Origin of the sequence: Plantibacter sp. 2H11-2 (assembly GCF_050031945.1) — a bacterium.
In the GTDB taxonomy this organism is placed as follows: domain Bacteria; phylum Actinomycetota; class Actinomycetes; order Actinomycetales; family Microbacteriaceae; genus Plantibacter; species Plantibacter auratus.
The window spans coordinates 498387-509925 of record NZ_JBNBBL010000001.1; the positions used below are offsets into that span (position 1 = coordinate 498387).

Consider the following 11539-nt stretch of genomic DNA (forward strand, 5'->3'; position numbering starts at 1 on the left):
CGGAGCGGAAGGCGCGCAGGCCAATGTGGACCATCTTGCACCCGCTCCGGGGATCCCCCACAAGTGGGCACGAATTGTTACCGTTTCGATTTCTCGACGGTACGAGCCGGAAACATACGTTTCGTTTCCTGGGAACACGCGTCGTTTTCTGATTCCCGATGGTTCGGGGTTACAGTGTCTCCACCCCACGAGGGGAGCACAGCTGACGGGACGACGCGGTCCCGCACAACGACTTCGCAAGGCTGGTACATGATCGGGTTCATTGCACGGCGGTTGGTCAACTACCTGTTCCTCTCCGCCATCGCCACCATGCTGGGCTACGTGCTCGTGAGCATGACGCTCCAGCCCTCGGCCCGGTTCCTCGGGAAGAACCCTCCCATCCCGCAGTCCTCGATCGACGCGGCGCTCGACAAGATGGGCGTCAACCCGAAGGTGCCGCTGCTCGAACGCCTCTGGGACTGGGTCACCCAGCTCGTGACCACCGGGTCCCTCGGCGTCAGCACCCGCGGCACCCAGGTCACGGCCGACATCTTCGAGCGCTCGGGCACGAGCCTCCGACTCCTCGTCATCGGCACCATCCTGGGCGCGGTCATCGGCGTCGCCCTCGGCGTCTGGGGCGCCGTCCGGCAGTACCGGGCCAGCGACCAGATCATCACCTACGCCTCGTTCACCATCCTCGCGATGCCCGTCTTCGTCATCGGCGTCGTGCTCATGATCCTCGCGACGTCGCTCAACCAGGCGGTCGGCACGAACGTCATCAACTTCACCGGCGAGTACACCGCTGGCCTACAGGGCGGGTTCTGGACACAGTTCGGCGACCGGGCGATGCATCTGCTGCTGCCCACCATCACCCTCACCGTCGGCGCCGTCGCCTCGTACTCGCGGTACCAGCGCAGCGCCATGCTCGACGTGATGAGCGCCGACTACATCCGGACCGCCCGCTCGAAGGGCCGGACCCGCGGCTCCGCGATCATCCGACACGGCGTCCGCGTCGCGCTCATCCCGATGTCGACGTTCTTCGCCTACTCGTTCGGACTCATCCTCACCGGCGCGAGTGTGACGGAGAACGTCTTCAGCTGGCACGGCATGGGCGAGTACCTCCTCACGAGCGTCTCGAACTCGGACATCAACGCCGCCGCCGGAACGATCCTCTTCACCTCCATCCTCGTCCTGATCGCCGGAACCCTCTCCGACGTGATCTATGCGGCGCTCGACCCGAGAGTGCGGGTGTAACGACATGGCACTGACCGACCCATCGACCCTCACCGTCGGCGAACCCGAGACGATGCGGGATGCACCAAAGCGGCCGCAGTCCCGCGGACGCACGATCCTCCGGAAGGTGCTCGCCACGAAGCGCGCCCGCATCGGTGGAGGCGTCCTCCTCTTCATCATCCTCTGGGCCTTCATCGGCCCGCTGCTCTCCCCCTGGTCCTTCACCGACCAGGACGGCCTCGCCTTCAGCCAGCCGCCCTCGCTGTCGCACTGGTTCGGCACGAACAACATCGGCCAGGACGTGTACGCGCAGACCCTCGTCGGTCTGCAGAAGTCCATCGTCATCGGCCTGATCGTCGGCCCGGGGGCGGCGATCATCGCCGGACTCGTCGGGGCCATCGCCGGTTACGTCGGCGGTGTCTGGGACAAGGCGATCGTCTGGCTCATCGACCTGCTCCTCGTCATCCCCGGCTTCTTCCTCCTCGTGCTCCTCAGCCCGGCGTTCAAGTCGCTCTCCTGGCTCGCCCTCGTCGTCTTCCTCGTCCTGTTCGGCTGGATGGTGCTCGCCCGCGTCATCCGCGGGCAGACGATGTCGCTCCGCGAACGCGAGTACGTCAAGGCCGCGCGCTTCATGGGCGTCCCCGGGTTCACGATCATCCGTCGGCACATCATCCCGAACGTCGCGAGCCTCCTCATCATCGACGCGACGCTCGGCATCGGCGCGGCGATCCTGTCGGAGACGACGCTGAGCTTCTTCGGCTTCGGCGTCCAGGCACCCGACGTCTCGCTCGGCACTCTCCTCGCCGCCGGTGCGAGCGCCGCCGTGACGCGGCCCTGGCTGTTCGTCTTCCCCGCAGCGATCCTCGTCATCACCGTGCTCGCCTCGAGCCTCCTCGGCGACGCCCTCCGCGACGCCATCGACCCGACCTCAGGAGCCAACCGTGACTGACCCCCAGGCGACCGCGCCGCTCCTCAAGGTCGACGACCTCAGCGTCACCTTCCCCAACGCCGGCACGCCGGTGCACGCCGTCCGCGGTGTCTCCTACGAGGTGCGGCGAGGCGAGTTCCTCGGCATCGTCGGCGAGTCGGGCTCCGGTAAGAGCGTCTCCTCGATGGCCGTCATGGGGCTGCTCCCGACCAATGCGCAGGTGAGCGGCAGCATCCGCTACGACGGCGTCGAGCTGCTCGGCCAGTCTGACAAGGAACTGTCGAAGATCCGCGGGCGCGACATCGCCATGATCTTCCAGGATCCGCTCTCGGCCCTCACGCCCGTCTACACGATCGGTCAGCAGATCGCCGAGGGCCTCCGCCTCCACGACTCCGCGCTCTCGCAGCGCGCCGCCGAGACCCGGGCCGTCGAACTCCTGAAGATCGTCGGCATCCCGAACGCGGAGCGGCGTGCCAAGTCGTTCCCGCACGAGTTCTCCGGTGGCATGCGTCAGCGGGCCATGATCGCCATCGCCATCGCCAACGACCCGCAGCTGATCATCGCCGACGAGCCGACCACCGCGCTCGACGTCACCATCCAGGCGCAGATCCTCGAGGTGCTCCAGAAGGCGAAGGACATCACCGGCGCCGCCGTGGTGCTCATCACACACGACCTCGGTGTCGTCGCCGGCAACGCCGACCGGGTGGCCGTGATGTACGCGGGCCGCATCGTCGAGACGGCGCCCGTCGTCCCGCTGTTCCGCGAACCGCTCATGCCGTACACGATCGGTCTGTTGCGCTCCATGCCGAACATGGCGGCGAACCAACAGGAGCGACTCGTCCCACTCGAGGGACGCCCACCGCTGTTGACGACCGTGCCGACCGGCTGCCCCTTCGCCCCGCGCTGCCCGATCGCCGTGGCCGCCTGCCTCGAGGGTGAACCGGCGCTGCTCCCCGTCCTCGACGGTCCCGTCGAGGACCCGACGACCTCGGTCAACCACACCGCGGCGTGCATCCGCGCCGGCGAGATCGCCGACGGGTCGCTGCGGCGCCCAGAGATCTTCCCTCGGCCGGACGAGGTACCGGAGGAGCTCGTCGCCGAGGTCGCTCCGGAGACTGTCCTCGACGTCCGCGACCTGACCCGCGCCTTCCCGCTCACGAAGGGCGTCGTGTTCCGTCGCAACATCGGCACCGTCCGCGCGGTCGACGGGGTCTCGTTCAGCGTCCAGCGCGGACGCACCCTCGGCCTCGTCGGGGAGTCCGGCTGCGGGAAGACGACGACGATCATGGAGATCCTCGAACTCGCCAGGACGCAGGGCGGCAGCATCCACGTGAACGGGGTCGACACCGCGACGCTGTCGAAGCCCGACCGCCGGAAGCTGCGCAGCGACATCCAGGTGGTGTTCCAGGACCCGATGGCCTCGCTCGATCCGCGCATGACGATCGAGGACATCATCGGCGAACCGTTGACCGTCCACGGGGTCTCCCCCACCGAGATCCGCTCCCGCGTCGGTGCCATGCTCGAACTCGTCGGCCTGGAACCGTCCTTCGCCGGCCGGTACCCGCACGAGTTCTCGGGTGGCCAGCGACAGCGCATCGGCATCGCACGGGCGCTCGTCGTCGAACCGAAGATCCTCGTGCTCGACGAGCCGGTCTCCGCGCTCGACGTCTCCGTCCAGGCCGGCGTCATCAACCTGCTCGAAGACCTCAAGCAGCGGCTCGGACTCTCGTACCTGTTCGTCGCCCACGACCTCGCCGTCGTCCGGCACATCGCCGACGACGTGGCGGTCATGTACCTCGGGCGCATCGTCGAGTACGGACCCAGTGCCACGATCTTCGACGACCCGAAGCACCCGTACACGCAGGCGCTCCTCTCCGCGGTGCCGGTCCCGGACCCCGAGATCGAACGCAGCCGGCAGCGCATCCTGCTGAACGGCGACCTCCCCTCCCCCAGCGACGACCGGGTCGGCTGCAGTTTCCGGAGCCGCTGCCCGCTGTTCCAGCTGCTGCCGGCGGAGAAGCAGGCGGTCTGCGAACGCGACGATCCGCGAGAGCGCCCCGTCGACGGACGGCTCGTGGCGTGTCACCATGCGGAGAGCGACCGGCTCGTCACCGCCTGATCGAGCCGTGCGGCCCCGCGGGTCGGCGGCCTGGAAGGATGGTGGACGTGAACGAAGCGACGAACGCCGGCAATCGGACCACCCTGCGGAGCACGAGCGGCTTCTGGATCCTCGGGGTCACCGCCCTGCTCATGGTCTTCTTCATCATCGACGCCGTCGGCCGCGGGGCCTGGAACTTCGCGGTCCAGGCGCTCCCGTGGGAGCTCCTCGTCGTGTGGCTGGTCTACCTCGTCCTCGTCCGCCCCTGCATCGTCATCGAGCCGTCGCAGCTGACCATCGTGAACGTGGGGCGTCTCCACGACATCCCGTGGTCGCGCATGGAGGAGGCGACCAGCCGCTACCAGCTCACGGTGCTCCTCCGCGACGGTCGGAAGATCACGAGCTGGGGCGCGCCGAGCGCCGGTCTCGACCGCCCGTCGATGATCGGCGGACGCGCCGGACGACGCGGGGTCGACCACCAGGACCGCGCGGCGGGTGTCCGCCGACCCGGCCGCGCCGGCAACGAGGGTCCGACGGCCGTCGACCTCATCGACCGTGCGCACGAACGCTGGGGTCGGATCGACCCGAAGGACGACCGCCTCGCCACCTCGCGCTGGGACGTCGTCGCCCTCGGCGTCACGGCCGCACTCGTCCTCTGGGGCGTCGCCTCGGCGCTCCTCGGCTAGCGACCGGCGGACGCCTCCCGCAACGCCGAAGGGCGGTGCCACGGATCACTCCGCGGCACCGCCCTTCGACGTGGTGCGCCGGTTACAGCGCGAGCTCGATCCCGGCGCCGGGGATGGCGTCGAGGAGTTCGCGCGTGTACTGCTGCTTCGGGTTCTCGAAGACGTCGTCCGTGGTCGACGCCTCCACGATCTTCCCCTTCTGCATGACCGCGACGTTGTCGGCGATCACGCGCACGACCGCGAGGTCGTGGGTGATGAAGAGGTACGTCAGCTGCAGCTCCGACTGGAGGTCGGCGAGCAACTGCAGGATCTGCGCCTGGACGAGGACGTCGAGCGCGGACACCGCCTCGTCGAGGACGACGATCTCAGGCTTCAACGCGAGTGCGCGAGCGATCGCGATGCGCTGACGCTGTCCACCGGAGAGTTCGTTCGGGTACCGGGTCGCGACCGCCTGCGGCAGCGAGACCTGGTCGAGGAGCTCCAGCACGCGAGCACGGCGGGAGGCCTTGTCGCCCACCTTGTGCGTGACGAGCGGTTCAGCGATCGTGTTGCCGATGTTCCGCAGCGGGTCGAGGGAACCGTAGGGGTCCTGGAAGACCGGCTGCATCTTCCGGCGCAGCGCGAGGAGGCCCTTGCGATCGAGCCCCTCCATCGCCTTGCCACCGATGCGGATCTGGCCGGACGTCGGCGTCTCCAGCTGCAGGAGCAGCTTCGCCACGGTCGACTTGCCGGATCCGGACTCGCCGACGAGCGCCATGGTGGTGCCCCTCGGGATCTCGAACGAGACGCCGTCGACGGCCTTGAGCTCCCGCTCAGCCGCCTTCTGGCCACGGATGTTGTAGACCTTCTCGAGGTCCTTGACCACGATCGCGGCTTCCGCGTCCGGCTGGGCAGCCTGCGCTGCGGCGCGGTGCTCGGCGGCGACGATGAGGTCGATGCCCTCGGAGCCGGCGGGAGCCTCGTGGTCGAGGGTCTCGAGCGATCCGGTCGCCGACTGGATGCGACGCGACGCCAGGCTCGGCGCCGCTGCGACGAGCCGCTTCGTGTACGGGTGCACCGGGTTCTGCAGGATCTCAACCGACGGACCGGCCTCGACGATCTGCCCCTTGTACATGACGATGAGCTTCTCAGCGCGCTCGGCGGCGAGGCCGAGGTCGTGCGTGATGAAGAGCAGCGCCGTGCCGCTGTCGCGGGTCAGGCTCTCGAGGTGGTCGAGGATCTTCCGCTGGACCGTGACGTCGAGCGCCGAGGTCGGCTCGTCCGCGATGAGCAGCTTCGGGCTCGACGACAGACCGATACCGATGAGCACGCGCTGACGCATGCCACCGGAGAACTGGTGCGGGAACTGCTTCAGGCGACGGTCGGCGTCGGAGAGGCCGGCCTGCTGGAGCACCTCGATCGCCTTGGCGCGGACGGCCTTCTTGCCGTGGGCGATGCCGTTGGCACGGATGGCCTCCTCGACCTGGAAGCCGATGTTCCACACCGGGTTCAGGTTGGACATCGGGTCCTGCGGTACGAAACCGATCAGGCGTCCTCGGACGTCCTCGATCTCGTTGCGGGAGAGCTTCGAGAGGTCGCGCCCCTCGAAGAGGATCTCGCCCCCGCTGATCTTGCCGGTACCGGGCAGGAGGTTGATGATCGCGTGCGCGGTCGTCGACTTCCCGGATCCGGACTCACCGACGATCGCGACGGTCTCCCCGGGCATCATGGTGAACCCGGTCTTGCGGATGGCCTGGACCGTCCCGCTCTGGGTACGGAAGGTGACCTCGAGGTCCTTGACCTCGAGCAGCGGCTGCTGGGTGTTCATCTGGCTCGCGTTCAACGCAGGGCCCTCGCCTTCGGGTCGAGCGCGTCTCGCAGGACTTCGCCCATCATGATGAAGCTGAGCACGGTGAGCGACAGCGCGATCGACGGGTAGATCAGCACCTGCGGGGCCGTGCGGAGGTCACGCTGCGCCTGGCTGATGTCGTTGCCCCAGGACATGGTCTCGCTCCCGAGCCCCACGCCGAGGAAGGACAACGTCGCCTCGGCGACGATCGCGGACGCCAGCGAGATCGTGATGACGACGATCACCGGAGGGATCGCGTTCGGCAGCACGTGGCGCAGGAGGATCTTGAAGCGGGAGACACCCAGCGCGATGGACGCTTGGACGTAGTCCGCGTTCTTGACCCTGAGTACCTCCGCTCGAAGCACTCGGGCGACGGATGGCCAGGCGAACAGACCGATCGCCAAGGAGATCGTCCACACGCTCCGGTACTTCGCGAGCACCGACATGACGACGACGGCCGCGAGGATGTACGGGATGGAGAAGAAGATGTCGCCGATGCGGGACAGCACCGAGTCGACCCAACCGCCGTAGAAGCCGGCGAACGCGCCGAACACGATCCCGAGTGTGGCGGTGATGAGCGTCACGATGAGACCGACGGACAGCGACGTGGAGGTCCCGTAGATGACCCGCGCGAAGATGTCGCAGCCCTGCTTCGTGAACCCGAGGATGTGACCGGCCTCAGGCCCGCCGTTGCTGTTCTCGAGGAAGCACTGGTTGTTCGGGGGCGTCTGCGTGAAGAGGAAGGGGAACAGGCCCACGACCACGACGAGCAGGATGAGGACGGACGAGATCCAGAACATGGGACGACGGCGCATGAACGCCCACGCGTCGGTCCAGAGGTTGCTGACCTTCTCGTCGACCTTGACGGCGTCGATGACCGCGAGGGGGGTCTCTTCGAGCGGCGCGACGAAGTGATTCGGGGATCGCTTGATCGTCGGCTCCTGATCATTACTTGACATAGCGGATCCTTGGGTCGAGCACGGCGTAGAAGAGGTCGATGACGAGGTTGATGATGAGGTAGAACAACACCATCACCGTCACGAAGGACACCACGGTCGGGCCTTCTCCTCGGAGGATGGCCTGGTAGAGCGTGCGGCCGACACCGGGGACGTTGAAGATGCCCTCGGTCACCGTGGCGCCGACGATCAGCACACCGAAGTCCACCGCGAGGTAGGTCACGACCGGGATCAGCGAGTTGCGCAGGATGTGCACGGGGATGACCCGGCGACGGCTGAGGCCCTTCGAGTACGCCGTACGGACGAAGTCGAGCGACTGCGTCTCGATGACCGAGGACCGGGTCAACCGCACGATCTGCGCGAAGCTGATGGTGGCGAGGACCAGTGCGGGAAGTAAGAGGTCTTGTATCGGCGCGCCCGGGCCGACCGTCGGTCTGAACCACCCGAGCTGGATCCCGAACACGTACTGCGCGACGAACGCGATGACGAAGACGGGGAGCGAGATGAGGATCAGGCTGACCACGAGGAACGAGGCGTCGAAGATGCCGCCCTTGCGGATGCCGGAGATGAGACCGATCGTGATGCCGGCGACCATCTCGAAGAAGACGGCGATGACGGCGAGCCGCAGCGTGACCGGGAAGGCCTGCGCGAGGATCTCGCTGACCGGCTGCCCGGAGAAGGACGTTCCGAGGTCGCCGGTGAAGATACCGCCGAGGTACAGGAAGTACTGCACGATGAACGGCTTGTCGAGGTTGTACTCGGCGTTGAGTTGAGCGATCTGCGCGGCGCTCGGCGTCTTGTCGCCGAACAATGCGAGCACGGGATCACCGGGCAACGCGAAGACCATGAAATAGATGAGGAAGGTCGTGCCGAGCAGTACGGGGATAGCCTGCAGGACACGACGAAGAATGTAACCGCCCATGGTGTGGGACTCCTGAACTCGTGAAGCTGGGTGGGCCCGGAAGAACCGGACCCACCCAGCTATGCCGCTACAAGACTACTTGGTGATCTCGTAGTACAGCGGCACCGAGTTCCAACCGAACTCGACGTTCTGCACGCCTTCGCCGAAGCCGCCGCTCACGTTCTGGTACCAGAGCGGGATGGCCGGCAGGTCCTTGAAGAGGACCGCCTGGGCGTCCTGGAACTTCTTGTTCGCAGCGTCCAGGTCGGTCTCGGAGGAACCCTCGGAGAGGAGCTTGTCGAACTCGGGGCTGGAGTAGTCACCGTCGTTCGAGGAAGCACCGGTCGCGTAGAGCGGAGCGAGGAAGTTGTACAGACCCGGGTAGTCGGCCTGCCATCCGGAGCGGAACGCCGTCTCGATGGAGCGGTTGGTGATGCCGGCACGGAAGTCACCGAAGACGGCGACCGGGACGCCCGAGGACTCGATGCCCAGGACGTTCTTGATGCCGTTGGTCACTGCGTCGACCCAGGCCTGGTGCGGCCCGTCGGCGTTGTACGCGATCTGGAAGGAGCCGTCCCACGGGGAGATGGCGTCTGCCTCGGCCCAGAGTTCCTTGGCCTTCTTCTCGTTGTACTTGAGGACGTCGTTACCTTCGATGTCCTTCGAGTAGCCGTCGATGACCGGCGAGGTGAAGTCGGTCGCCGGCGTGCGGGTCCCGTTGAAGATGACCTTGGTGATCTCTTCACGGTTGATCGCGTACGAGATGGCCTGACGACGCAGCTGACCCTCTTCACCGCTGAAGTGCGGGAGGCGCGACGGGATCGTGAAGGACTGGAACACGGCGGCCGGCTGGTTGACCGCACGGTCGCCCAGGTCGTCCTGGTAGGTGGAGAGCGCGGAGTCCGGGATCTGGTCCAGGACGTCGAGGTTGCCGCTCAGCAGGTCGGCGTAGGCGCTGTCGAAGTCCTTGTAGAACGTGATGGTCAGGCCACCGTTCTTGGCTTCGCGGCCACCCTTGTACTCGTCGTTCTTGACGAGCTTGATCGACTCGTTGTGCTTCCACGCCTTGTCGCCGTCGACCTTGTACGGGCCGTTGCCGATCGGGTTCTGTCCGAACTCGTCCGTGACCTTGCCGGCCGCGTCGAACGCTGCAGCGGGCAGCGGGTAGAAGGCGGAGTAGCCCAGACGCAGCGGGAAGTCCGATGCAGGTGCGGACAGCTTCACCGTGAAGGTGGTGTCGTCCACGACGCTCAGGCCCGTCAGGGGCTGGCCGGTCTCGTTGTAGCCCTCGACGTCAGCGAAGAACGAGGCGTTCTTGCGGAGGTTGACGACGGCGTCCTGCCATGCCATGACGAACGAGTCAGCGGTGACGGGGTCGCCGTTGGTGAACTTCTGATCAGCCTTGATCTTGATCGTGAACGTGGTCGAGTCATCGGTGTCGATCGACTCGGCCAGGTCGTCGACCGGCTTGCCGTCGGCCGCGTAGTAGCGGAGGCCTGCGAAGACCTCGTCGATGATCTTTCCGCCACCGACCTCGTTGGTGTCGCTGGGGATGAGGCCCGACTCCGGCTCGGAGCCGTTGGTCGTGATGACGGATGATGCGCTGCTGGTGCTCTCGCTGCTGGAACCGCCACCGGAACAACCGGTGAGGACGAGAGCCCCTGCTGCGATGATGGCGGCGGCAGAGCCGAACCGACTGAACTTCACAGTTCCTCCTTGGGGAAAGGGCAAGCGAAAACAGCGCATCGTGTGCGCTGGATCGCTCTTTGAATACTCTGACGATAAGCAGAAGCAGGACGGCGAGCAAACTGGGACGCCAAACGTTACACAGCGGTAACCCAATCGCCGGATTGTTGCTCACGGATGCTTTTTCGTGCACGGATCCCGCCCACGACGCAACAGAACGATCATGATCGCAAAACTCGTGCAGTCACTTCGTCGTTCTGGATACGAATCGTAAGGCGTTCGTCTCCTGATATCCGCCGAGCGGACGCGCAGATGGTATGCGGTGCGCTCGGAGCCACCAGCCAGCAGAATGGACCGGTGAGCGAACAGAACACCACCGAGCGGGGACCGGACCTCCCCGAGGGCGCCGGAAACAACCGTCGGTGGTGGGAGATCGGCATCGTCCTCGCGCTGAGCCTCGGGGCGTCGGCGGTGTACTCGATCATCTCGCTCATCGCGAAGCTCACGGCGGGGCCACCGCTCTCCGATCAATCTGCGGCGATCAACACCACGCAGGCCACCCGGGAGTGGCTCGACTTCAGCTACCAGTTCCTCGGGCTCTTCTTCCAGCTCGCGCCGGTAGCCCTCGTCATCTACCTGCTCTGGCAGCCCGGACGCAGCGGCTTCGCGCGGATGGGACTCGACCTCCGCTCCCCCGGACGCGACCTCGGCCGCGGTCTGCTGCTCGTCGCCGCGATCGGTGTCCCAGGCATCGGTGTGTACGCGTTGGGCCGCGCACTCGGCGTCACGGTCGCGGTCTCGACGTTCCCCGACACCATGTACTGGTGGACGATCCCGATGCTCGTCTTCTCCGCCCTCCGCGCGGGCCTCCAGGAGGAGGTCATCATCATCGGCTACCTGTACACCAGGCTCCGCGAGATCGGGTGGGGGTGGTGGACGATCATCCTGTCGACCGCCGTCCTCCGCGGGAGCTACCACTTGTACCAGGGCATCGGACCGTTCTTCGGCAACGTCGCCATGGGGATCGCGTTCGGCTGGTGCTACAAGCGCTGGGGCCGGGTGATGCCGCTCGTCGTCGCGCACACGGTCATCGACATCATCTCGTTCGCGGGCTTCCCGCTCGCCGTCGCCTGGTGGCCGGAGATCTTCGCCGCGACGCCGTCCTCCTGACGACCCGTTCGCCCATCACGGGGCGGACGAGCACTCCCTCGCCCACGAATGGGCGAGGGAGGGCTCATGGACCG

The 11539-nt window shown here is 66.6% G+C and carries 9 protein-coding genes; 5 read left to right on the forward strand and 4 right to left on the reverse strand.

Features of this window, described 5'->3' with window-relative positions:
• Nucleotides 1-249: 249 nt before the first annotated feature.
• Genes ACQG07_RS02300 through ACQG07_RS02315 form a run of 4 tightly spaced genes read left to right on the forward strand, consistent with a single transcriptional unit; the run spans nt 250 to nt 4924 of the window.
• Complete coding sequence (locus tag ACQG07_RS02300) at nt 250-1233, forward strand: ABC transporter permease (RefSeq protein ID WP_079705532.1); 984 nt, start codon at nt 250-252, stop codon at nt 1231-1233.
• Nucleotides 1234-1237: 4 nt separating this feature from the next.
• The gene (locus tag ACQG07_RS02305) at nt 1238-2161 is read left to right on the forward strand and encodes an ABC transporter permease (RefSeq protein ID WP_079705531.1); all 924 of its coding nucleotides are present in this window, start codon (nt 1238-1240) and stop codon (nt 2159-2161) included.
• Complete coding sequence (locus tag ACQG07_RS02310; RefSeq protein ID WP_202939683.1) at nt 2154-4259, forward strand: ABC transporter ATP-binding protein; 2106 nt, start codon at nt 2154-2156, stop codon at nt 4257-4259. The genes ACQG07_RS02305 and ACQG07_RS02310 overlap by 8 nt, the downstream gene beginning before the upstream one ends.
• Nucleotides 4260-4306: 47 nt before the next feature.
• Entirely contained in the window at nt 4307-4924 is a 618-nt protein-coding gene (locus tag ACQG07_RS02315) for a hypothetical protein (RefSeq protein ID WP_192005234.1), read from the forward strand.
• Between the two features lie 82 nt (nt 4925-5006).
• On the opposite strand, the gene ACQG07_RS02320 is transcribed toward ACQG07_RS02315, so the two are convergent.
• From ACQG07_RS02320 to ACQG07_RS02335, 4 genes are all read right to left on the reverse strand, one after another.
• The gene (locus ACQG07_RS02320; protein WP_079705528.1) at nt 5007-6731 is read right to left on the reverse strand and encodes a dipeptide ABC transporter ATP-binding protein; all 1725 of its coding nucleotides are present in this window, start codon (nt 6729-6731) and stop codon (nt 5007-5009) included.
• A gap of 11 nt (nt 6732-6742) precedes the next feature.
• On the reverse strand, nt 6743-7711 hold the full coding sequence (locus ACQG07_RS02325) for an ABC transporter permease (protein ID WP_064296417.1): 969 nt from the start codon (nt 7709-7711) through the stop codon (nt 6743-6745).
• A complete protein-coding gene (locus ACQG07_RS02330) occupies nt 7701-8630 on the reverse strand; it encodes an ABC transporter permease (RefSeq protein WP_064296418.1) in 930 nt (309 codons plus the stop codon). The genes ACQG07_RS02325 and ACQG07_RS02330 overlap by 11 nt, the downstream gene beginning before the upstream one ends.
• Nucleotides 8631-8705: 75 nt before the next feature.
• Nucleotides 8706-10316, reverse strand: a complete 1611-nt coding sequence (locus tag ACQG07_RS02335) for a peptide ABC transporter substrate-binding protein (RefSeq protein WP_241160856.1) — start codon at nt 10314-10316, stop codon at nt 8706-8708.
• A gap of 336 nt (nt 10317-10652) precedes the next feature.
• Here ACQG07_RS02335 and ACQG07_RS02340 point away from each other — a divergent pair, with 336 nt between their 5' ends.
• Nucleotides 10653-11465: a CPBP family intramembrane glutamic endopeptidase gene (locus ACQG07_RS02340; protein ID WP_426737029.1), complete on the forward strand. Its 813-nt coding sequence runs from the start codon at nt 10653-10655 to the stop codon at nt 11463-11465.
• The last annotated feature ends 74 nt before the right edge of the window (nt 11466-11539 follow it).